Below are 22,812 nucleotides of genomic sequence, written 5' to 3' on the forward strand. Positions count from 1 at the left end.
CCGCATGCGGCTCGCCCTGCGGCGGACAGGACAGACGGACGGGACTTCCGGCAGCCGCTCCCTACAGGTCGAACACGGCCGTCACCGGCGCGTGATCACTCCACCGCTCCGCATGGCTCGCCGCCCGCTCCACGTACGCCTTCACGCACCGCTCGGCCAGGCGCGGCGTACCGACGATCAGATCGATCCTCCAACCGGTGTCGTTGTCGAAGGCGCGCCCGCGGTAGGACCACCAGGAGTAGGGCCCCTCCTGGTCGGGGTGGAGCGCCCGCACGACGTCCACGTACCCTCCGTCGCCCTCGTCGAGCACCCGGGAGAGCCACTCTCGCTCCTCGGGCAGGAACCCGGCGTTCTTCTTGTTGGCCTTCCAGTTCTTGAGGTCGGCCTCACGGTGGGCGATGTTCCAGTCGCCGCAGACGACGACCTCGCGCCCGTCGGCGGCGGCGCGGGTCCTGAGCTCCTTCAGGTACGGCAGGAACTCGCTCATGAACCGGTACTTCTCGTCCTGACGCTCGGTGCCGACCTCGCCGGAGGGCAGGTAGAGGCTGGCGACGGTCACGCCGGGCAGGTCGGCCTCGACGTACCGGCCGCTGGAGTCGAACTCGGCGGAGCCGAAGCCGATCCGCACGGCGTCGGGCTCGCGGCGCGTGTAGAGGGAGACGCCGGCGCGGCCCTTGGCCGCGGCGGGGGCGTGGACGGTGAACCAGCCCTCGGGGCTTCCCACGCCCTCGGGCAGCTGCGCCTCCTCGGCGCGCACCTCCTGGAGGCAGACGGCGTCGGCGGAGGTGCCGGCCAGCCACTCGACGAAGCCCTTCTTGGCGGCGGCGCGGAGGCCATTGACATTCACGCTGGTCACAGTGAGCATCCCGGGAGAATACCGACACCCGGCCGCCGCATACATGTACGATTCATCGTATGAACATCCAGCCCACGCCCTATGACCATCCCGACGCCGTCAAGCTCAACGACGCGGTCCAGGCCGAGTACGCCGTCCGCTACGGCGACGAGGGCGACGCCACACCGCTGGACGCCGGCATGTTCGTCCCGCCCCGCGGCCTCTACCTCCTCGCGTACGACCCCGAGGGCCTGCCGGTGGCCACGGGCGGCTGGCGCACCCAGGACGAGAACGGCGAGGGCTACGCTGACGGCGACGCCGAGCTCAAGCGCATGTACGTGATACCCGAGGCCCGCGGCCTGGGCCTGGCCCGCCGCATCCTCGCGGCCCTCGAAGCCGACGCCCGCGCCGCCGGCCGCACCCGCATGGTCCTGGAGACGGGCACCGCCCAGCCGGAGGCCATCGCCCTCTACACCTCCAGCGGCTACGAGCCCTGCGCCAGGTTCGGCCACTACCGCGACCACCCGAACAGCCGCTGCTTCGCGAAGCCCCTGGTCTGAGGCCCATCTCCCCGCACCCCGGCGGAAATTCGCGCGGCCTATGCCGTGTCCGTGCGATAGAACACGTGGAGCCGCGAAGGTCCGGACCGCAGACGGCCGGGCGGACGGCGACACCTCGTACACATCCCTGGGGGGACCACATGTTCAGAGCACGGGCGGCACTGGCCGCCGTGGGCGCCGCCGCGTTCCTGGCGGCGGGTGTTCCGGCGGCGCATGCCGTGGAGGGCCAGGCTCCCACCGTCCGATGGGCGTCGAGCGTCTCGGAGGACCTCGGCACGCTTCAGGTCTCGATCGGCTCCGACAGCGCCGTGACGGACATCAGGGCGCACATCGTGTCCACGGTCACCCAGCAGGAGGTGGCCGTTGTGGAGCACGACGCCTTCGTGCTCGCCTCCGGCGCCACGGACGACGGCGTGTGGCGCACCGCACGACCGCTGTCCCTGCCCGCCTGGGGCAGTTACTCCGTGCGCGTCGAGGCCACGGACGCCGACGGCGACCGCACCACCGAGGACTCCGCGGGCACCCTGGCCTACTACGTCCAGGCGGTGTTCGAGGACGTGCGGACGGACCGCGCCGAGGTCGGCACCGACGACCGCCAGGTGCGCGTGGACGGCGTCCTGAAGGGGCGCCGTCCGGACACGCGGGAGCTCGAGCCGCTGGCGGACCACCCGGTGGACATCGACGTGGACTACTGGACCGAGGCCACTCCCCGCACCGACGCGGAGGGACGTTTCTCCAGCACGGTCACCGTGAACTACGCCACACAGATCCAGGCCGTCTTCCGGCACGCGGCCGAGCACCCCTACGTGCTGTACGGCGAGTCCTCCGCGATGCCCGTCGGCATCCGGCAGGTGGCCACCCGCTGGGTCGTCCAGAGCCCGGCGGACGGCCTGACGATCGACCTGGGGCAGTCGGTCACCCTCACGGCGACGCTGGAACGCGAGACCCCGCAGGGCTGGGCGCCGTTCGCGGGCCAGAGCGGCGGGATCCTCTTCGAGCCCTCGGCCGGCGGGCAGTCGGACGGCGTCGGCGGCTTCACCACGGGCGAGGACGGCCGGATCACGCTCACCTACACGCCGCGCGAGGCCGGCACCTTCCTGCTGACCACGCGCAGCGAAGACCCGTTCGTCGCCCCCGCCCAGACCAGCAGCCCCCAGGTCACCGTGCTGCGCTCCTCGGTCTTCACCCGTTTCTCCGCGATCCGCACGGAGGACCGCGGCGTGCGGGTCGAGGGCGGGATGGACTTCCCCGACGGCTGGACGCCGGGCACCGTGGCGGTGCGCGTCCAGTACTCCCGTGACGGCGGGACCTGGACGGACGTGACCACCGTCGAGGCCTACTGGTCGGGCCGGGACCACGGCTTCTCGGCCGACGTCGCCGACGCGAAGCCCGGCTGGTTCCGCGCCCGGTTCGACGCCACCGGCCCCTTCCGCGCGGCCACCTCGGACGCCGTGAAGCCCGCCCGCTGACGGACCCCCGGCTTCCGGGCCACCCGCCCGGAAGCCGGGGCCGCCCGCCCGGAAGCCGGGGCCGCCCGCCCGGAAGCCGGGGCCGCCCGGAAACGCGAGATCCCGCCCGGTCTTTCGACCGGGCGGGATCTCTTTGTCTGTGGACCTGTGGGGATTTGAACCCCAGACCCCCTCGATGCGAACGAGGTGCGCTACCAGACTGCGCCACAGGCCCTTGCGACGTGTGAAACATTAGCATCCCGATCGGGAAGAACAAAAATCGCTTCCGTCCCAGGTCAGCCGGGGGCCGTCGCGGACCCCCGGCCGGGGGTCATTCGTTGGCCGCCCGCGGACGGTCCTCGTCCGCGTACTGGTCGAAGAGCGGGGTGCGGCCGTGGTCGCGGCCGCGGCGGGGCTGACCGGTGCGCTGGCGGGGCGCCGGGGGCGGGGTGGGGGCCGGGTCGGCCGCCGTGGAGGAGCGGGCCGCGCTCCAGGTCTCCGGGTCCGTGATGTCGATGCCGCTCGTGGCGCGCGGGGCGACCGGGGCGGTGACGTAGGTGGGGAGCGGCACCGGGACCGGGTCCCAGCTGTCGCCGCGGGCCGGCCCGCGCTCGCGCTGCTGGTCCACCCACTCCGCGTGGTCGGTCTGTTCGACCAGGGCGCGCCGGTCCGCCTCCTGCGGGGAGACCGCCGGGGCCACCGGGGCCGGGTCGGCCTCCGGCTCCGGGGTGGGGACCGGGCGGCGGCTCTCGCGCAGCCGGGCGGCGGCCGCCTCGGCGCGGCGCCGGTCCATCACGTACACGAAGCGCCGCCGCTCCTGGATCCGCAGGTGCACGATGTACGCGCTGAGGAGCAGCGCCGGGACCGCCGGGGCCCACAGGAAGGCGACGCCGCCGACGGCCGCGACGACCGCGCCGAGGGTGAAGCCGGCGAAGAGGAGCGTGGTGGTCCGGCGGCGCCGGGCGAGGACCTTGCCCCGGCGGGCGCGCTCGGCGGCGCCGGGGGCGGGCCGGGCCGGCGCGGGGCCGGGTGCCGGCTCCGGGCCGGGTTCCGGGAGCTCCAGGCGCGCTTCCGTCCTGGCCGCGGGCGCGGAGAAGGCCCGGACGTCGACCGAGCTCAGATGCTCGGTCTCCGCGTCCGGGTCCACGTCGGGCGTCGGTCCCTCCGCCGTACGGTCCCGCTCCCTGAGCTCCTTGGCGTACCGGCGCTCCATGCCCGCCCGTCCGGAAAGCAGCCGGATGGCGGTGCTGAAGCGTTCCGTCGGACGGGCTTCGTTCAGCTCGTCCTGCCTGCGGAGCCACATCGGCACCAAGTAGGCGGCCCAGGCCCCGACGATGACTGCGTAGATGAGGCCGCTGCTGCTCACGTCTCACACGGTAGAGGGGTTCCGTAACACGCATCGGCCAATTGGCCCGGTGTGTCGCACGATCTGGCTGATATCACTGAACTTTTTTGTGATTCTTCAGATCGATTGACCGCCAACTGGCGATTAAATTCGAACACTTATTGCATTCTCGCGTGATGCCAGCGTCTCAGGAGCCCTTCCGGCACCTCCTCCGCCGTCAGCGCGAAGACCAGATGATCCCGCCACGCGCCGTCGATGTGGAGATACCGGGGCCGCAGGCCCTCCTCGCGGAAACCGAGCTTCTCCACCACCCGGCGCGAGGGCCCGTTCTCCGGACGGATGCACACCTCCATGCGGTGCAGGCCCACCACGCGGAAGCAGTGGTCGACGGCGAGCGCGACCGCCGTCGGCATCACCCCGCGCCCGGCCACCTCCCTGTCCACCCAGTACCCCACGTGCCCCGAGCACATCGAGCCCCAGGTGATCCCCGCCACCGTCAACTGGCCGACGAGCCGCCCCCGGTACTCGATCACGAACGGCAGCATCCGGCCTGCGTTCGCCTCCGACCGCAGGTGGCGCACCATCTGACGGTACGTGGGCCGCTGCGCGACCGGAGCGCCCGGAAGCGCCGGCGGAACCGTCGCCTCCCAGGGCCGCAGCCACTCGCGGTTGCGCCGGTTCACCTCGCGCCAGGCCGCCTGGTCGCGCATCTTTATCGGTCGGAGCAGCACCTCGCCGTCGACGAGGACCACCGGCCAGGACGGGATCACGACGTTCTCGGGTGGTCGCCGCCGCGGATCTGGTCGACGGCATGGCGCAGGAGCGGCTCCAGGACGGCGAGCCCGTCGCGCACCCCGCCCGGGGATCCCGGCAGGTTCACGATCAGCGTGCCGCCCGCGACCCCGGCCAGACCGCGCGAGAGCGCCGCCGTCGGGACCTTGTCGCGGCCGTGGGCGCGGATCGCCTCCGGGATGCCCGGGATCTCCCGCTCCAGGACCCGGCGGGTCGCCTCGGGGGTCTCGTCGGTGGGCGAGATGCCCGTGCCGCCGGTGGTGACGATCAGGTCGTACCCGGCGGCGACCCCCGCCCGCAGGGCGGCCTCCACGGGCGCCCCGTCCGGGACGACCCGCGGGCCGTCCACGGCGAAGCGCATCCGGGTCAGGCCCTCGGCGATCAGCGGACCGCCCTTGTCCTCGTACACCCCGGCCGACGCCCGGTTGGAGGCGGTGACGACGAGGGCGCGGTAGGCCGCCGCGGGGACCTCCCCGGGCCCGCCGGGCGCCGTTTCGTGCTCGTGCTCGTGCGCTCCCGAGACGCGGCCCGCGCGCGTCACGCCTCGGCCCTCGTCCAGTGACCCGACTTGCCGCCCGTCTTCTCCTCCACCCGTACGTCGGAGATGACCGCGCCCTTGTCGACCGCCTTGATCATGTCGACGACGGTCAGGGCCGCCACCGAGACCGCCGTGAGGGCCTCCATCTCCACGCCCGTGCGGTCCGTGGTCTTCACCGTCGCCAGGATCTCGACCGCCTCGTCCGTGACCGCCAGGTCCAGCGTGACGCCCGAGACGGCCAGCGGGTGGCAGAGCGGGATGAGGTCGGGGGTCTTCTTGGCGCCCATGATCCCGGCGATGCGGGCGGTGGCGAGCGCGTCGCCCTTCGGGACGCCCTCGCCGCGCAGCAGCTCGATCACGCGCGGCGAGACGAGGACCCGGCCGCTGGCGCGGGCGGTGCGGGACGTGACGTCCTTCGCCGATACGTCGACCATGCGGGCCGCGCCCGCCTCGTCGATGTGGGTGAGACCTTGCTGCGTGCTCATGGCCGTGACACTCCCGGTCGCTGTGTGAAGGACGACACACCGTACCCCCACCTTCGCCCCCTCAGCCGAGGAGGACCACTTCCAGCTCGGTGCCCGGCTCCACTCTCTCCGTCCCCTCCGGGACCACGAGCAGGCAGTCCGCGTGCGCGAGGGCCGCGATCAGGTGGGAGCCGGCACCGCCCACGGGTGTGACGGTGCCCGCCTCCCGGTCGTACGTGCCGCGCAGGAACTGGCGGCGGCCGGCCGGGGACGACAGGGCCTTCTCCGCGTCGAGCACCGCCCGCACCCGGGGCCGGTGCAGGTCCTCGACGCCCATCAGCGCGCGGATCGCGGGGCGCACGAACAGCTCGAAGGAGACGTACGACGAGACCGGGTTGCCCGGGAGGGCGAGCAGCGGGATCTGTTCGGCGCCGACCGCGCCGAAGCCCTGCGGCTTGCCCGGCTGCATGGCCAGCTTGCGGAAGTCGACCTGCCCGTCGGCGGTCAGCGCCTCCTTCACCACGTCGTACGCGCCGACGCTCACCCCGCCGGTGGTCACGATCAGGTCGGCCCGGATGAGCTGGTCCTCGATGGTGGCGCGCAGCGACTCCGCGTCGTCGGCGACGGCCCCCACCCGGTAGGCCAGGGCGCCGGCGTCCCGCGCGGCGGCGGCGAGCGCGAAGCTGTTGGAGTCGTGGATCTGGCCCTCGCCCAGCGGCTCGCCGGGCTGGACGAGCTCGCTGCCGGTGGAGAGGACGACGACCCGGGGGCGGGGGCGGACCTTCACGGTGCCCCGGCCGATCGCGGCGAGCAGGCCGACCTGCGGCGGCCCGAGGACCGTGCCCGCCGCCAGGGCGAGCTCCCCGGCCCGCACGTCGCTGCCCGCCCTGCGGACGTGGGCGCCGGCCTCGGCGGCCCGGTGGACCCTGACCTCGCCGCCGGCTGCCTCGGGGGCGGTGCTCGCGGCGGTCATGCCGGTGGCCGCGCCTCCGCCCGTACCGCCGTCGGTCCACTCGACGGGGACGACGGCCTCGGCACCGGGTGGCAGCGGGGCGCCGGTCATGATCCGGGCGGCCTGGCCGGGGCCGACCTCCGGCAGTCCGCCGGCGCCCGCGGCGACGTCGCCGACGACGGTGAGGACGGCGGGGAACTCCTCGGTGGCGCCGGTGACATCCGCGACCCGGACCGCGTACCCGTCCATGGAGCTGTTGTCGAAGGGGGGCAGCGCGACCGGCACCGTGACGTCCTCGACGAGGACGCAGCCCTGGGCGTCGAGGAGTTGCAGCTCGATCGGTTCGAGCGGGGCGACCGTCGCGAGGATGTCGGCGAGGTGCTCGTCCACCGACCACAGGCCGCGGGCCGGGCCCGCGCAGGGGTCCGCCGCGCCGTGCCCGTGGTCGTGCTCGTCGTGGTCGCCGGGGGACGGCGACGGTGCCGCGCTGCTGCTCAAGGTGCTACATCTCCTCGCTGACGTATCTCCGGAGCCAGGCCCGGAAGTCCGGTCCCAGATCTTCACGTTCGCACGCGAGTCTGACAATGGCACGCAGATAGTCCCCGCGGTCGCCGGTGTCATAGCGGCGCCCCTTGAAGACGACGCCGTGGACCGGGCCGCCGATCTTCTCGTCCGAGGCGAGTTTCTGCAGCGCGTCGGTCAGCTGGATCTCGCCGCCGCGGCCCGGCTCGGTCTCCCGCAGCGTGTCGAAGACGGCCGGATCCAGCACGTAACGGCCGATGATCGCGTAATTGCTGGGCGCCTCGCCCGGGTCCGGCTTCTCGACCAGGTCCGTCACCTGCACGACGTCCGGGTCGGCGGTCGCCTCGACCGCCGCGCAGCCGTAGAGGTGGATCTGCGAGGGCTCGACCTCCATGAGGGCGATGACGCTGCCGCCCTCCCGCTCCTGGACCTCCACCATCCGCGCGAGCAGCGGGTCGCGCGGGTCGATCAGGTCGTCGCCGAGGAGCACCGCGAAGGGCTGGTCGCCGACGTGCGGGGCGGCGCAGAGCACGGCGTGGCCGAGGCCGCGCGGGGCGCCCTGGCGGACGTAGTGCATGGTGGCCAGGTCGCTGGACTCCTGGACCTTGGAGAGGCGTTCGTCGTCGCCCTTGCGGAGGAGGGCCTCCTCCAGCTCGTAGTTCCGGTCGAAGTGGTCCTCCAGGGGCCGCTTGTTCCGGCCGGTGATCATCAGGACGTCGGAGAGGCCGGCCGCGACGGCCTCCTCGACGACGTACTGGATGGCCGGCTTGTCGACGACCGGCAGCATCTCCTTCGGGGTCGCCTTGGTCGCCGGCAGGAAGCGGGTGCCGAGACCGGCGGCGGGGATGACAGCCTTGCTGATCCGACCGAGCCTGGGGAACGACTGATTCATGCGGTGCACCTTAGCCGTTCGGAATGAGAGGAAGATGTGCCTTCGGTTAACTTCCTTCACATAAAGACACTTACAAGAATTTCGTACATGTACATGAGGCCGCGATGACACCTGAGATGTCCGAAAAGACCCTGCTGCGCAGTCGACTTCTGGGCGCCCGCGCCGCACTGGCCCCCGTCGTCCTCGAGGACGCGGCCGAATCCCTCGCCCGGCACGGACTGGAACTGGCCGAACTCTCCGGGGCGGCCACCGTCGCCGCCTATGTGTCGGTGGGCCGCGAACCGGGCACGCGCGCGCTGCTCGACGCCCTCCACGCGCGCGGGGTGCGGGTCCTGCTCCCGGTCCTGCTGCCCGACAACGACCTGGACTGGGCGGCGTACGAGGGACGCGAGGCGCTGCTGAAGGCCGGGCGCGGTCTCCTGGAGCCCACCGGGCCCCGTCTTGGCCCCGACGCGGTGTGCACCGCCGACACCGTCCTGCTGCCCGGCCTCGCCGTCGACGGGCGCGGAATGCGGCTGGGGCGGGGCGGCGGCTCGTACGACCGGGTCCTCGCCCGGCTCGCACGCGCGGGCGTGGATCCGGCCCTGGTGGTGCTCCTCTACGCGGACGAGGTGGTCACGCGGGTCCCGGAGGAACCGCACGACCACCCCGTGCACGCGGTGGTGACCCCGGAGGGGGTCACCCGCTTCGGCCCCTGATCAGGGCCTCAGCGTGAGCGTCTCCTTCGCCGTCGCGTCGACCGCCGCCTTGCCGTAGGCCCAGTCGTACAGCTCGCCCTTCGCCCAGGCGTCCGTCTGGTCCGTGTAGTTCGAGTGGAAGGCGTGGCCGGAGGCACCGGTCAGGTTGATCCACCGGGACTTGTCCCAGTCGCCGACGTTGACGACCATCCGCATCGACGGCACCCAGATGACCTCGTAGCCGCCGGCCGCGTTCCAGCCGGTGGCGTCGACGGCCGCCTCGCCGCCGCCCAGGTTCCACGGGCCGCGGTTGAGGAGTTGCTGCACGACGCCGGGCCCGGCGGTGCCGAGGGTCTGGTTCTTCAGGGTCAGCTGGTGCAGCCGGCCCCAGCTCCAGGTGGAGACGTCCTTGCCGAGCTTGGCGGTCAGCTCCCAGCGGGCGTCCTTCATGGCGCGGGCGAGCAGCTGGTCGCGCGTCTCGGTGGCCGGGTCGAGCCGGTTGCCGGGGGTGGCCCACCACTCGCTCTTCTCCTGCTTGAGGAGCGGACGGACCACCTCGTACCAGCGGTCGCCGCCGTCCGGCTGCGCCGAGTCGGGGTCGCGCTCGCCGCACTCGCGGACGAGCTTGTTCTGCTCGTCGACCGGACCGGTGGCCTCGGCCGGGCGGACGCTGATGCAGTCGCCCTCGGCGCGCAGCTCCTTGGGCAGCTTGTTGCCGAAGGCGAGCTTGAGGACGTTGCGCCAGACCGCGTTGAAGTAGGCGGCGGCGGCCGAGTCGGGCTCCTGGGTGTAGTCCCAGCCCTCCAGGAGCTTCTGTGCCTCGCGGACGTACGGGTCGGAGATGTCGATCTTCAGCAGCAGCGGGTTGAGCAGCGTCGCGATCTCGCTGCGGTTGTCCGTCTGCATGGTCCGCATGTCGTCCGGCGAGATCTTGCCGCCGTCCCTGGTCTTCGACTCGATGAGGTCGTTGATCCGCTGGCTGCGCGAGCCGTAGCCCCAGTCCTCGGTGAGCAGCTCGGGGTAGGTCTTCCGGTCGATGACGGCCTGGTTGGCGGTGACGATGTAGCCGCGCGCCGGGTTGAGCTCGTAGGGCAGCTTCTCGAAGGGGATGTAGCCCTTCCACTTGTACGAGGAGTCCCAGCCGGGCGCGGGCAGGGTGCCGTCGCCCTTGGTGCGCTGCGGGATCTTGCCCGGCGACTGGTAGCCGATGTTGCCGTCGGTGTCGGCGTAGATCAGGTTCTGGGACGGGACCTCGAACTTCCTGGCGGCGGCCCGGAAGGCGGTGAAGTCCTTGGCCCGGTCGATCGCGAAGATCGCGTCCATCGACTTGCCCGGCTGGAGGGCGGTCCACTGGAGGGAGACGCCGTAGCCGGTGCCGCGGTCGGGGGCGGCGTTGCCGACGGGGGCCTTCTGGCCGACCGTCTCCAGCTCGGAGGAGCGGTCGGAGACGAGCGGTCCGTGCTCGGTGGAGCGGACGGTGATCTTGCGGTCGGCGCCGCCGGCGACCTTGATGGTCTCCTCGCGGCTGGTGAACGGCTTGACCTTGCCGTCGACGAGGTAGCCGTCGGGGCCGATCTTCTCCAGGTAGAGGTCGGTCACGTCGGCGCCGAGGTTGGTGAGGCCCCAGGCGATCTTGTCGTTGTGGCCGATGATCACGCCGGGCATGCCGGAGAAGGTGTAGCCGGCGACGTCGTAGCGGCAGGTGGCCGAGACCGAGCGGCAGTGCAGGCCCATCTGGTACCAGAGGGACGGCAGCTGGGGCGCGAGGTGCGGGTCGTTGGCGAGCAGCGGCTTGCCGGAGGTGGTGAGCCGCCCGGAGACGACCCAGGAGTTCGAGCCGATGCCGTTGCCGTTGGGGCCGAGCAGGGCGGGGACGGTGTCGAGGACCTCGGAGAGCGCGCCGAGCTGGGAGGACACTCCGCCGGAGGAGCCGGAGCCGCCGGAGGAGCCGGGGCCCGTGCCCGGGGCGTCCCCGGTGGTCGTCCCGTCGCCCTCGGTCGCGTCGGCCTTCGGGTCGAACTCGCCGGTGGAGTCGTCGACCGCGCCCTTGTCCACGATCGGCTGGTGGAGCGCGTACGGGTACTCCGGGTACAGCTGCTTGATCTGCTTCGCGTTCAGCCGGCTCGTCATCAGCGAGCGGTCGATCTCGTCCTGCATGTTGCCGCGCAGGTCCCAGGCCATGGCCTTGAGCCAGGCCACCGAGTCGACCGGGGTCCACGGCTCGATCGTGTAGTCGTTGGTGAGGGCCAGCGCCGCGTACTCCACCGAGACGTCGGCCGGGGCGCGGTCCTTCAGATAGGCGTTGACGCCCTCCGCGTACGCCTGGAGGTACTTCTTCGTCTCCGGCGACAGGACCTTGTCGTACTCCTCCTGCGCGACCCGGCGCCAGCCGAGGGTGCGCAGGAAGGCGTCGGTGTCGACCTGGCTCTCGCCGAACATCTCGGAGAGCCGGCCCGCGGTCACGTGCCGGCGGACGTCCATCTCGTAGAACCGGTCCTGCGCCTGGACGTAGCCCTGGGCGCGGAAGAGGTCCGCCTCGTTGTCGGCGTAGATCTGCGGGACGCCGTTCGCGTCCCGCTTCACCTCGACGTCGGCGGAGAGCTTGTCGAGGCGGATCTCGCCGGTCGTCTGCGGGAACGAGGCCCGGACGGTGCTGACCCCCCAGTACCCGCCGAAGCCGATGCCCGCGACCAGTGCGAGGACCAGGACGAGGAGGAGCAGGCGGGCTCGCCGCCCTTTCTTCTTGGCGGTCTTCTTGCCGGGGGGCGCGGTCGTGTTGGAGGGCATCGCTGTCCTTCGAGGGGCAGGGTGGTCCTGGAGTACGGGAGCAACCTTAGGCGCAGCGTCCGGACGGCCCGGACGCGGTGTCAGGAAGAGAACCGTACTGGTGAACGAGGGAACGCAAAGGGAGCGTCAAGAAAGCGTTAAAGATTAGGTAAGGTAACGAAGTACCGGCCGCTGGCGGAACGATCCAGCCGCGCATGAGGGGAAGGAACGGCCACTGACTGTCCACCAGCTCAACGAACTCCTGCTCGTCTGCTCCCTCGTCCTGCTCGTGGCCGTCGCGGCCGTGCGGATCTCCTCCCGGAGCGGGCTCCCCAGCCTGCTGCTCTACCTGGGCATCGGTGTCGCCATCGGACAGGACGGCATCGGCAACGTCGCCTTCGACAACGCGGAACTGACGCAGGTCATCGGCTACGCCGCGCTCGTCGTGATCCTCGCCGAGGGCGGTCTCGGCACGAAGTGGAAGGAGATCAAGCCGGCGCTGCCCGCCGCGGTCGTCCTCTCCACCCTCGGCGTCGCCGTCAGCGTCGGCATCACCGCCGCCGGCGCCCACTACCTCGTCGGCCTCGACTGGCGGCAGGCGCTGATCATCGGCGCCGTCGTCTCCTCCACCGACGCCGCCGCGGTCTTCTCCGTCCTGCGCAAGGTGCCCCTCCCCTCACGGGTCACCGGTGTCCTGGAGGCCGAGTCCGGCTTCAACGACGCCCCCGTCGTCATCCTCGTCGTCGCCTTCTCCACCGCCGGCCCCGTCGAGCACTGGTACTTCCTGATCGGCGAGATAGCCCTCGAACTCGCCATCGGCGTCGCCGTCGGCCTCGCGGTCGGCTTCCTCGGCGCGTACGGGCTGCGGCACGTCGCCCTGCCCGCCTCCGGCCTGTACCCGATCGCCGTCATGGCCATCGCCGTGGTCGCGTACGCCGCCGGCGCCATGGCCCACGGCTCCGGCTTCCTCGCCGTCTACCTTGCCTCGATGATCCTCGGCAACGCCAAGCTGCCCCACGCCCCCGCGAACCGCGGCTTCGCCGAGGGACTCGGCTGGATCGCGCAGATCGGCATGTTCGTCCTGCTCGGCCTGCTCGTCACCCCGCACGAGCTCGTCCACGACTTCTGGCCCGCCGTCGTCATCGGCCTCGTCCTGACGGTGGTCGCGCGGCCCACGGAGGTCCTGGTCAGCCTGCTGCCCTTCCGGATCCCCTGGCAGGAGCAGGCCCTGATGTCCTGGGCCGGCCTGCGCGGCGCCGTCCCCATCATCCTCGCCACCATCCCGATGGTGTCCGAGATCGAGGGCAGCGAGCGGATCTTCAACATCGTCTTCGTCCTCGTCGTCGTCTACACCCTCGTCCAGGGCCCGACGCTGCCCTGGCTGGCGAAGGCCCTCAAGCTGGGCGACCCCGCCGGGGCCGCCGACCTCGGCGTCGAGTCCGCCCCGCTGGAACGGCTGCGCGGACACCTGCTCTCCGTGGCCATCCCGGAGGGCTCCCGGATGCACGGCGTCGAGGTCGCCGAGCTGCGCCTCCCGGCCGGAGCCGCGGTCACCCTCGTCGTACGCGAGGACACCAGCTTCGTGCCGGGGCCCGCCACCGTCCTGCGGCACGGCGACGAACTGCTCGTCGTCGCCACCGACCCGGTGCGGGACGCCACCGAGCGACGCCTGCGGGCCGTCGGCCAGGGCGGCAAGCTCGCCGGCTGGCTCGGCACCGGCGGCGCGACGGCGGCCTCGACGCCGACCGTCACGGGACGCTTCCACCTGCCGGGCGGCGACCGCCACAAGGAACCCTAGGGTTGATCCCAGGCATCGATTCGGGTGCGGGAGCGTTTTCCCAGGCAGGAAGACGCTCTTCCCTGTACCATGAAGGCACACCTGATCGAACCAACTCTGCCTGACGCAGAGCTGGCGCGACCGTATGGCGGCCGTGGCGCCCCTCCGCAGTGGGGCCGGCCCGGTATCTACCGCAGTAACGCGCATGAGGACAGCTCTCGGCGACACCCGCACCACCGTGCAGGGGGCGCGCTACCAGGCGGCGGAAAGGCAAGGACCGTGGCGTCCACGGTCATCACGGACAAGCGGCCCGGCTACGGGCAACTGCTGCGCACACCCGGCGCGCTGTCCTTCCTGCTCCCCGGCTTCGCCGCACGGCAGCCCTTCGCGATGCTGACCATCGGCATCGTCCTGCTCGTGCAGCACACCACCGGGTCCTTCGGCAGCGCCGGCGCGGTCGCCGCCGTCACCGGCGTCTCCATGGCGCTCTTCGCCCCCCAGAGCGGCAAGCTCGCCGACCGCTTCGGCCAGCGCGCCGTCCTGGTCCCCGGCGTCCTCGTCCACGCCGCCGCCGTCTCCCTGCTCGTCGCCCTCGCCCTGGTCGGCGCCCCGCTCTGGGCGCTGTTCCTGGCCGCCGTCCCCGCCGGCGCCTCCGTGCCCCAGGTCGGGCCGATGGTCCGGGCCCGCTGGGCAGCCAAGCTGGACGGCACCCCGCTGATGCCGACGGCCGCCGCCTTCGAGTCCGTCACGGACGAGTTCACCTTCGTCGTCGGCCCCGTCCTCGCCACCGCCCTGTGCACCGGCGTCCACCCGGCGGCCGGCCTGATCGCCGAGGCCGCCCTCACCCTGGTCGGCGGCCTGTTCTTCGCCGCGCAGCGCGCCACCCAGCCCGCCCACGGCCTGTCCGCCGCGGCCGGCCGGCACGGCGGCGAACCCCACCGCTCGGCGCTCTCCGTCCCCGGCGTCCGCGTCCTCGTCGTCGCCTTCCTCGGCATCGGCTCCGTCTTCGGCGGCATGCAGGTCTCCCTCACCGCCTTCACCGAGGAGATCGGCAACCCCGGCGCCAACGGCCTGCTGTACGGGATCTTCGCCGCCGGCAACATGCTCGCGGGCATCGCCATGGGCGCCGTCGCCTGGAAGACCGGCCCCCGCCGCCGCCTGATCCTGGGCTACGCGGGCCTCACCGTCGCCGCCTCCCTGCTGTGGACCGCGCACTCGGTGCTGCTCCTCGGCGCCCTGGGCCTGGTCGTCGGCCTGTGCATCGCCCCCGCCCTGATCACCGGCTACACCATCGTCGAGACCCTGATCCCGGCCTCGGCCCGCACCGAGGCCTTCACCTGGCTCACCGGCGCCGTCGCGCTCGGCCAGGCCGCGGCCGTCACGGTCGCCGGCCGCCTCGCCGACGCACACGGCGCGAGCACCGGATTCCTGGTGCCGATGGCGGGCACGGCCCTCGCCCTGGCCACGCTGCTCGCCCTGCGCTCGCGGTTGCGGCCCCGCGAGGCGAGCCGGGTCGCGGCACGTGGTATCGGTCACCGCGTGCCCGTGGCGGTGGACTGATCCCACGGAATGCGTCAGTATGGATCGTCGTTAGCACTCGATGAGTGTGAGTGCCAGGAGGAAGTCAAGTGCCGACCTACCAGTACCAGTGCACCGAGTGCGGCGAAGGCCTCGAGGCGGTGCAGAAGTTCACCGATGACGCCCTGACCGAGTGCCCCAGCTGCCAGGGACGCCTGAAGAAGGTGTTCTCGGCCGTCGGCATCGTCTTCAAGGGCTCCGGCTTCTACCGGAACGACAGCCGCGGCTCGTCGTCCAGCAGCTCGCCGGCCTCGTCGAAGTCCTCGACCTCTTCGTCCGCCGCGTCCTCGTCGTCCTCTTCGTCGTCCTCCTCGGACGCGAAGCCGGCCGCGTCGGCCGCTTCCTCCTCCTCGGCGTCCTCGTCGAGCACCGGAAGCTCGGCTGCCTGACCGTTCTTTCCCGAGGGCCCCCGCCGCCGTGCGCGACGGGGGCCCTCGGCGTTTCCGCGCGCCCTGCGTAGGGTGACCGGCATGGCCAACCATGACGTGTACGCGGACATCGGCGTGATCGGCGGCTCCGGGTTCTACTCGTTCCTGGAGGACGTCACCGAGGTGCCCGTCGACACCCCGTACGGCAGCCCCAGCGACTCCCTCTTCCTCGGCGAGATCGCCGGCCGGCGGGTCGCCTTCCTCCCCCGGCACGGCCGCCGCCACACCGTCCCGCCGCACCGGATCGACTACCGCGCCAACCTCTGGGCGCTGCGCTCCGTGGGCGTGCGGCAGGTCCTCGGGCCCTGCGCCGTCGGCGGACTGCGCGAGGAGTACGGACCCGGCACGCTCGTCGTGCCCGACCAGCTGGTCGACCGCACGAAGAACCGGGCCCAGACCTACTTCGACGGGGAGCCGCGGGCCGACGGGGCCGTGCCGAACGTCGTCCACGTGACCTTCGCCGACCCCTACTGCCCGGACGGGCGGCGGGTCGCGGTCAAGGCCGCCCGGGGACGGGGCTGGGAACCCGTCGACGGCGGCACGATGGTCGTCGTCGAGGGGCCCCGCTTCTCCACCCGCGCCGAGTCGCGGTGGCACGCCGCCGCCGGCTGGTCCGTCGTCGGCATGACCGGGCACCCCGAGGCCGTCCTCGCCCGCGAGCTGGGCCTCTGCTACACCTCGCTCGCGCTCGTCACCGACCTGGACGCGGGCGCCGAGACCGGCGACGGCGTCTCCCACACCGAGGTGCTGAGGGTCTTCGGCGAGAACGTGGGACGGCTGCGGGAGGTGCTCTTCGACGCGGTGGGCGCGCTGCCGGCGACGGTGGACCGCCGGCGGAACACCGCCGCGCCGGACCGCCGCGCCCGCGCAGGACGCGGGACCGCCTCAGACGTTGCGGCGGTACTGGCCGCCGACCTCGAAGAACGCCTCGGTGATCTGCTGGAGGGTGCAGACCCTGGCGGCGTCCATGAGGACGGCGAAGGCGTTCTCGCCGTTGACCGCGGCCTCCTTGAGGGCGGCCAGCGCCGCGTGGGCCCGGTCGTGGTGGCGGGCCTGGAAGTCCTGCACCCGCTCCAGCTGGGACCGCTTCTCCTGCTCGGTGGCGCGGGCGAGTTCGACGGTGCCGGGTTCGGCGGTGTCCGCGTGCGGGTTGCGGAAGGTGTTGACGCCGATGATGGGCAGGGTGCCGTCGTGCTTGCGCTGCTCGTACAGCATCGACTCGTCCTGGATGCGGCCGCGCTGGTAACCGGTCTCCATCGCGCCGAGCACACCGCCGCGCTCGCTGATGCGCTCGAACTCCTGGAGCACGGCCTCTTCGACCAGGTCGGTGAGCTCGTCGATGATGAACGACCCCTGCAGGGGGTTCTCGTTCATCGCCAGGCCCCACTCCCTGTTGATGATCAGCTGGATGGCCAGGGCGCGGCGAACCGATTCCTCGGTGGGGGTGGTGACGGCCTCGTCGTAGGCGTTGGTGTGCAGGCTGTTGCAGTTGTCGTAGATGGCGATGAGCGCCTGCAGGGTGGTGCGGATGTCGTTGAAGTCCATCTCCTGCGCGTGCAGGGAGCGTCCGGAGGTCTGGACGTGGTACTTCAGCTTCTGGGAGCGCTCGTTGGCCCCGTACTTCTCCTTCATCGCCACCGCCCAGATGCGGCGGGCGACGCGGCCGAGGACGGAGTACTCGGGGTCCATGCCGTTGGAGAAGAAGAACGACAGGTTCGGGGCGAAGTCGTCGACGTCCATGCCGCGGGCCAGGTAGGTCTCGACGTACGTGAAGCCGTTGGCGAGCGTGAAGGCGAGCTGGCTGATCGGGTTCGCGCCGGCCTCGGCGATGTGGTAGCCGGAGATGGACACCGAGTAGAAGTTGCGGACCTTGTTCGCGATGAACCACTCCTGGATGTCGGCCATCATCCGCAGCGAGAACTCGGTGGAGAACAGGCAGGTGTTCTGGCCCTGGTCCTCCTTGAGGATGTCGGCCTGGACCGTGCCGCGCACGGTGGCCAGGGCGTGGGCGCGGAGCCCGTCCACCTCGTCGGCGGAGGGCTCGCGGCCCTCGGCGGCGCGGAACTTGTCGAGCTGCTGCTCGATGGCCGTGTTGAGGAAGAACGCGAGCACCGTCGGGGCCGGGCCGTTGATCGTCATGGAGACCGAGGTCGTCGGCGCGATCAGGTCGAAGCCGTCGTAGAGCGTCTTCATGTCGTCGAGCGTCGCCACGGAGACGCCGGAGGTGCCGACCTTGCCGTAGATGTCGGGGCGCTCGCCGGGGTCGCGGCCGTACAGCGTGACCGAGTCGAAGGCGGTGGAGAGCCGGGTGGCCGGCTGGCCCTCGGACAGCAGCTTGAACCGCCGGTTGGTGCGGAACGGGTCGCCCTCGCCGGCGAACATCCGCGCGGGGTCCTCGCCGTCGCGCTTGAAGGGGAACACCCCGGCGGTGAAGGGGAAGTGGCCGGGCAGGTTCTCGCCGCGCCAGAAGCGGACCAGCTCGCCGTGGTCGGTGAACCGGGGCAGCGCCACGCGCGGGATCTTGTTGCCCGACAGCGACTCGCGGGTCAGCTTGGTGCGGATCTCCTTGTCCCGGATCTTCACGACCTGCTCGTCGCCGGAGTACGACTCCACGACGGCCGGCCACTTCTCGATCTGGTCCGCCACCTCGTGCGGGAGCCGCTTGCGGGCGTCCGCGAGCAGCGCGTCCACGCCGGCGTCGTCGTGCTCGGCCTGGACCAGCTCGGCCTTGACCGCGTCCAGGCGCTGCACCCGCCGGGCCGCCTCGGCGAGCCGCTCGGTCTCCGCGTGGTACGAGCGCACCGTCTCGCTGATCTCGGTGAGGTAGCGCACCCGGTCGGCGGGCACGACCTGCCGGATCCCGGAGGAGTGGCGCACGTCGACCGGCGCCAGCGTGCCCGGGGAGAGCGTGAGCCCCTTCTCGGCGAGGGCGGCCTTGAGGTGCTGGTGGAGCGCGGTGACCCCGTCGTCGTTGAAGGTGGCCGCCGAGGTGCCGTAGACCGGCATGTCCTCGGGCTTCTTGTCGAACGCCTCGCGGTTGCGGACCAGCTGGCGGGCCACGTCGCGCAGCGCGTCCTTGGCGCCGCGCCGCTCGAACTTGTTGATGGCCACGACGTCGGCGAAGTCGAGCATGTCGATCTTCTCGAGCTGCGAGGCGGCGCCGAACTCCGGCGTCATCACGTACAGCGAGGTGTCGACGAACGGCACGATCGCCGCGTCGCCCTGGCCGATGCCCGGCGTCTCCACGATCACCAGGTCGAACCCGGCGGCCTTGACGACGTCGATGACGTCGGCCAGGTGCTCGGGCAGCTCGTGGCTGCCGCGCGTGGCCAGGCTGCGGAAGAAGACCCGGTCCCCGTCGAGGGAGTTCATCCTGATCCGGTCGCCGAGCAGCGCGCCGCCGCCGCGGCGACGCGTCGGGTCGACCGCGATCACCGCGATGCGCAGCTTGTCCTGCTGGTCGACGCGGAGCCGGCGGACGAGCTCGTCGGTCAGCGACGACTTCCCGGAGCCGCCGGTGCCGGTGATGCCGAGGACGGGCGTGACGCGTGCCGCCGCGGCGGTGCGCAGCCGGTCCAGGAAGTCGGGGGACAGCTTGCCGAGCTCGGCGCCGGTGATGGCGCGGGCGACCGCGAACCGGTCTCCCGCGAGGACCGCGGCCGCGTCGGCCGGCCCGCCTTCCCAGAGGTCGAAGTCGCAGTCCTCGATCACCGAGTTGATCATCCCGGCGAGGCCCATCCGCTGGCCGTCCTCGGGGGAGAAGATGGTGACCCCGCTGTTGCGGAGCCTGGTGATCTCCTCGGGCACGATGACGCCGCCCCCGCCGCCCACCACGCGGATGTGGTCCGCGCCGCGCTCGCGCAGCGACTGGACCAGGTACTCGAAGTACTCCACGTGCCCGCCCTGGTAGGACGAGACCGCCACGCCGTGGACGTCCTCCTCGAGCGCCGCGTCCACCACTTCCTGCACGGACCGGTTGTGCCCGAGGTGGATCACCTCGGCGCCTTGGGACTGGAAGATCCGCCGCATGATGTTGATCGAGGCGTCGTGTCCGTCGAAGAGCGCCGAGGCGGTGACCAGACGGACGGGGTGCACGGGCCGGTGCAGAGCGGTCATGTGGACCTTCCCGGGGAGGTAAGTGGGACCCCACAGATAGTAGGACGTCCTACTAGTTTTGCAGAAGGCCGAGACTCGTGTGACCGGGTGCACATCGCCGCTGTGATGCTCGTCTCCTCCGGGCGGGGGATTCATGGGGATTTGCAACGTCCTCTGTTGCCGGTGCGTGAACGGGGAAACGTTCATGCAATCCAAGGAAATATTCGGCTTGAATCTTAGATAGATAGAAATTGCCGCCTTAACGCCTTCGTATCTAAAGTCTGGCGCACGGCCTGCCCACCCACAGTCGGCCGTGCACTCCACCACGAGAGGACCCCAGATGACGAACGCGCCCAACAAGGCCGAATCCGCCACCCCCGACCTCCCGGACAGGCCGGCCCAGAGGAGAACCGGCCTGATCACGGGCCTCGCCGTGGCCGCCGTGGCCGTCGTGGTGGCCGGGGCGCTGGTGATATCCGGCCTCACGCGTGACGGCTCGGACGCCGGCGCGTCCGGACGCGTCACGGTGAAGATCGGCACCACCGACGCGAGCTCGGACACCTGGCCCGTGCTGAAGAGGCTCGCCGCCGAGGAGGGCATCGACATCGAGCCGGTCAACTTCACCGACTACACCCGGCCCAACCCGGCACTGTCGCAGAAGCAGACCGATCTCAACCTGTTCCAGCACCTCTTCTACCTGGCGAACTACAACGTGGCGAATCACGACACCCTGACCCCCATCGGGTCGACGGTCGTCGTGCCGCTGAGCCTCTACTCCAAGAAGCACACGTCGCTCGGGGAGATCCCGAAGGGCGGCCGGGTGGCGATCCCCAACGACGCGGTCAACCAGGCCCGGGCGCTGCTGGTGCTCCAGCAGGCCGGCCTGCTGAAGCTGAAGGGCGGCGGGACGGCGCTGTCGACGCCGGCCGACGTGGACACCGCGGCGTCGAAGGTCGCGGTGACGCCCGTCGACGCCTCCCAGACCGTGGCCTCCCTGCCCTCCGTCGACGGCGCGGTGATCAACAACAACTTCGCGCTGGACGCCCGGCTGGACCCGTCGAAGGCCCTCTACGGCGACGATCCGTCGAAGCCGGCGGCCGACCCGTACATCAACGTCTTCGTCGCCCGCGAGGCCGACAAGGACAACCCCGTCTACCTGAAGATCGCCAAGCTCTACCACGACGTGTCGGTGACCGAGGCGGAGCGCGCCGAATCCAAGGGAACGGCGGTGATCGTGGACCGTCCGAAGGCCGATCTCGAGCAGATCGTCTCCTCCCTGGAGGAGACGGTGCGCGCGGCGCGGTGACCTCCGAGCAAGGGGCGTCCGCCGCCGGACGCCCCTCCCGCACCGCACCGCTCGACTCCAGGCAAGGACCCATGGCACCCCTCATAGAATTCCGCGACGTCGGAAAGACCTTCCGTTCCGGATCGACCACCGTCTCCGCGCTCGACTCGATCGACCTGTCGATCGACGCGGGAGAGATCTTCGCGATCATCGGGCACTCCGGAGCGGGGAAGAGCACGCTGGTACGGCTGATCAACGGGCTCGAGCACGCCACCTCGGGCACGGTCACCGTCGACGGCGTGGTCGTCACCGAACAGACCGAGAAGGACGTCCGCCGGATCCGCGCACGGATCGGCATGGTCTTCCAGCAGTTCAACCTCTTCCGCTCCCGGACGGTGTTCGGCAACGTCGCGTACCCCCTGAAGCTCGCGGGACGGCCCAAGGGCGAGCAACGGGCCCGGGTCGCCGAACTGCTGGCGTTCGTCGGCCTCACCGACAAGGCATGGGCGTATCCCGACCAGCTCAGCGGTGGCCAGAAGCAGCGGGTCGGCATCGCGCGGGCACTGGCCGGCAACCCCGCCATCCTGCTGGCGGACGAGTCGACCAGTGCGCTCGACCCCGAGACCACCCAGGACGTCCTGCGACTGCTCAAGCGCGTCAACTCCGAACTCGGCGTGACCGTCGTCGTCACCCACGAGATGGACGTGGTCCGGAGCATCGCCGACCGGGTCGCGGTACTCGACTCCGGCAGGCTCGTCGAGGTCGGCACGGTCTTCGACGTCTTCTCCGCGCCTCGGACCGACACCAGCCGGCGATTCGTGGAGACGGTTCTGCGGAACCGCCCCGACGGCGAGGACATCGCCCGGCTCCGGAAGCGGCACGAAGGTCCCCTCGTGTCCGTCACGGTCGACGGCGACGCCGTGATGGGCCACGTCCTGACGGAGGCGGTACGGCAGCACGACCTCCGGTTCGAGATCGTGCACGGCGGGATCGACACCTTGCGGGGCCGCTCGTTCGGCAGCGTCACCCTCGCGCTGTCCGGAGCGGAGCAGGACGTCGACAAGGCGGTGGCCCGACTCCGCACGGTCGCCACGGTGGAGGTGCTCGCGTGAACAGGGACTGGGAAACCCTCTGGCCGGTCTTCACCACCTCCATCGGACAGACCCTCTGGATGGTCGCCGCGACGATGCTCCTCGGAGGCCTCCTCGGCCTGCTGCTGGGCATCCTGCTCTACACGACGCGCCGCGGTGGCCTGCTGGAGAACAGGCTCGTCCACACGGCGCTGAACCTTCTGGTCAACTTCGTCAGGCCCATCCCGTTCATCGTCTTCATCACCGCCATAGGCCCGTTGACCCTGAGCGTGGTCGGCACCACCATCGGCACCGGCGCCGCGACCTTCGCCCTGATCATCGCGGCCACCTTCGGCATCTCCCGCATCGTCGAACAGAACCTGGTCACCGTCGACCCCGGGGTGATCGAGGCGGCCCGCTCCATGGGCGCCGGCCCCGGGCGCATCGTCACCACCCTGCTCATCCCCGAAGCCCTGGGCCCGCTCATCCTCGGCTACACCTTCGTGTTCGTCGGCGTGATCGACATGACCGCCATCGCAGGAGCGGTCGGCGGGGGCGGACTGGGCGACTTCGCCATCGCGTACGGCTACCAGCGCTTCGACTGGACGGTGACCTGGGTCGCCGTACTCACCATCGTGTTCCTCGTGCAGGCGGCGCAGTTCCTGGGCAACTCGCTGGCGCGGCGAACACTGCGCCGGTGAGGCGGCGTCACACGGCGGGCAGCGCGGAGGCCCGTCGCCGGCCACCCCGGTGGGTGGTGGTGACGGGCCTTGAGCGGGGGCCGTTTA

18 protein-coding genes, 1 tRNA gene and 1 pseudogene are annotated in these 22,812 nt (G+C 71.4%); 10 read left to right on the forward strand and 10 right to left on the reverse strand.

Translation table 11 applies throughout. The features are described from left to right. Window positions 1–61: 61 nt before the first annotated feature. A complete protein-coding gene (locus K7G60_RS24155; RefSeq protein WP_225803034.1) occupies window positions 62–865 on the reverse strand; it encodes an exodeoxyribonuclease III in 804 nt (267 codons plus the stop codon). Window positions 866–915: 50 nt separating this feature from the next. On the opposite strand from K7G60_RS24155, the gene K7G60_RS24160 reads away from it, so the two are divergent. Together K7G60_RS24160 and K7G60_RS24165 are read left to right on the forward strand one after the other, a co-directional pair. Further along, window positions 916–1,395, forward strand: a complete 480-nt coding sequence (locus tag K7G60_RS24160; protein ID WP_225803035.1) for a GNAT family N-acetyltransferase — start codon at window positions 916–918, stop codon at window positions 1,393–1,395. A 140-nt stretch (window positions 1,396–1,535) separates the two neighbouring features. Then, on the forward strand, window positions 1,536–2,864 hold the full coding sequence (locus K7G60_RS24165; RefSeq protein WP_225803036.1) for a hypothetical protein: 1,329 nt from the start codon (window positions 1,536–1,538) through the stop codon (window positions 2,862–2,864). 140 nt (window positions 2,865–3,004) lie between these two features. On the opposite strand, the gene K7G60_RS24170 is transcribed toward K7G60_RS24165, so the two are convergent. The 7 genes from K7G60_RS24170 to galU form a co-directional block, all read right to left on the reverse strand. Continuing rightward, window positions 3,005–3,078 (reverse strand) — tRNA-Ala (locus K7G60_RS24170). A gap of 96 nt (window positions 3,079–3,174) precedes the next feature. After that, entirely contained in the window at window positions 3,175–4,209 is a 1,035-nt protein-coding gene (gene glpR / locus K7G60_RS24175) for a gephyrin-like molybdotransferase receptor GlpR (RefSeq protein ID WP_225803037.1), read from the reverse strand. A gap of 137 nt (window positions 4,210–4,346) precedes the next feature. Beyond that, complete coding sequence (locus tag K7G60_RS24180; RefSeq protein ID WP_225803051.1) at window positions 4,347–4,940, reverse strand: GNAT family N-acetyltransferase; 594 nt, start codon at window positions 4,938–4,940, stop codon at window positions 4,347–4,349. A 14-nt stretch (window positions 4,941–4,954) separates the two neighbouring features. Continuing rightward, window positions 4,955–5,521: a molybdenum cofactor biosynthesis protein B gene (locus tag K7G60_RS24185; RefSeq protein ID WP_225803038.1), complete on the reverse strand. Its 567-nt coding sequence runs from the start codon at window positions 5,519–5,521 to the stop codon at window positions 4,955–4,957. Then, the gene (gene moaC / locus K7G60_RS24190; protein ID WP_030690225.1) at window positions 5,518–6,003 is read right to left on the reverse strand and encodes a cyclic pyranopterin monophosphate synthase MoaC; all 486 of its coding nucleotides are present in this window, start codon (window positions 6,001–6,003) and stop codon (window positions 5,518–5,520) included. The genes K7G60_RS24185 and moaC overlap by 4 nt, the downstream gene beginning before the upstream one ends. A gap of 61 nt (window positions 6,004–6,064) precedes the next feature. Then, window positions 6,065–7,432, reverse strand: a complete 1,368-nt coding sequence (glp, locus tag K7G60_RS24195) for a gephyrin-like molybdotransferase Glp (protein ID WP_374115671.1) — start codon at window positions 7,430–7,432, stop codon at window positions 6,065–6,067. Between the two features lie 4 nt (window positions 7,433–7,436). After that, window positions 7,437–8,348: a UTP--glucose-1-phosphate uridylyltransferase GalU gene (galU, locus tag K7G60_RS24200; RefSeq protein ID WP_225803039.1), complete on the reverse strand. Its 912-nt coding sequence runs from the start codon at window positions 8,346–8,348 to the stop codon at window positions 7,437–7,439. A 104-nt stretch (window positions 8,349–8,452) separates the two neighbouring features. Between galU and K7G60_RS24205 the strand changes: the two genes are divergently transcribed. Then, window positions 8,453–9,046 (forward strand): 5-formyltetrahydrofolate cyclo-ligase, encoded by a 594-nt coding sequence (locus K7G60_RS24205; protein WP_225803040.1) that lies wholly within the window; start codon window positions 8,453–8,455, stop codon window positions 9,044–9,046. On the opposite strand, the gene K7G60_RS24210 is transcribed toward K7G60_RS24205, so the two are convergent. Next, complete coding sequence (locus K7G60_RS24210; RefSeq protein WP_225803041.1) at window positions 9,047–11,812, reverse strand: penicillin acylase family protein; 2,766 nt, start codon at window positions 11,810–11,812, stop codon at window positions 9,047–9,049. A gap of 214 nt (window positions 11,813–12,026) precedes the next feature. Here K7G60_RS24210 and K7G60_RS24215 point away from each other — a divergent pair, with 214 nt between their 5' ends. The 4 genes and pseudogenes from K7G60_RS24215 to K7G60_RS24230 all read left to right on the forward strand — a co-directional run. Beyond that, window positions 12,027–13,589: a potassium/proton antiporter gene (locus K7G60_RS24215; protein ID WP_225803053.1), complete on the forward strand. Its 1,563-nt coding sequence runs from the start codon at window positions 12,027–12,029 to the stop codon at window positions 13,587–13,589. A gap of 258 nt (window positions 13,590–13,847) precedes the next feature. Continuing rightward, complete coding sequence (locus K7G60_RS24220; protein WP_225803042.1) at window positions 13,848–15,128, forward strand: MFS transporter; 1,281 nt, start codon at window positions 13,848–13,850, stop codon at window positions 15,126–15,128. 68 nt (window positions 15,129–15,196) lie between these two features. Continuing rightward, on the forward strand, window positions 15,197–15,535 hold the full coding sequence (locus K7G60_RS24225) for an FmdB family zinc ribbon protein (protein ID WP_225803043.1): 339 nt from the start codon (window positions 15,197–15,199) through the stop codon (window positions 15,533–15,535). Window positions 15,536–15,616: 81 nt separating this feature from the next. Next, window positions 15,617–16,405: pseudogene (locus K7G60_RS24230) on the forward strand (S-methyl-5'-thioadenosine phosphorylase); the annotation flags it as partial. Between the two features lie 54 nt (window positions 16,406–16,459). Here the strand turns inward: K7G60_RS24230 and icmF are convergent. Continuing rightward, window positions 16,460–19,690, reverse strand: a complete 3,231-nt coding sequence (gene icmF / locus K7G60_RS24235) for a fused isobutyryl-CoA mutase/GTPase IcmF (protein WP_225803044.1) — start codon at window positions 19,688–19,690, stop codon at window positions 16,460–16,462. A 319-nt stretch (window positions 19,691–20,009) separates the two neighbouring features. Between icmF and K7G60_RS24240 the strand changes: the two genes are divergently transcribed. The 3 genes from K7G60_RS24240 (at window position 20,010) to K7G60_RS24250 (ending at window position 22,725) form a co-directional block, all read left to right on the forward strand. After that, entirely contained in the window at window positions 20,010–20,975 is a 966-nt protein-coding gene (locus K7G60_RS24240; RefSeq protein ID WP_225803045.1) for a MetQ/NlpA family ABC transporter substrate-binding protein, read from the forward strand. 71 nt (window positions 20,976–21,046) lie between these two features. Further along, complete coding sequence (locus tag K7G60_RS24245) at window positions 21,047–22,066, forward strand: methionine ABC transporter ATP-binding protein (protein ID WP_225803046.1); 1,020 nt, start codon at window positions 21,047–21,049, stop codon at window positions 22,064–22,066. Then, the gene (locus tag K7G60_RS24250) at window positions 22,063–22,725 is read left to right on the forward strand and encodes a methionine ABC transporter permease (RefSeq protein ID WP_225803047.1); all 663 of its coding nucleotides are present in this window, start codon (window positions 22,063–22,065) and stop codon (window positions 22,723–22,725) included. Before K7G60_RS24245 ends, K7G60_RS24250 begins: the two co-directional genes overlap by 4 nt. The last annotated feature ends 87 nt before the right edge of the window (window positions 22,726–22,812 follow it).

This window comes from Streptomyces sp. NK15101 (assembly GCF_020400725.1).
Taxonomy (GTDB): Bacteria; Actinomycetota; Actinomycetes; order Streptomycetales; family Streptomycetaceae; genus Streptomyces.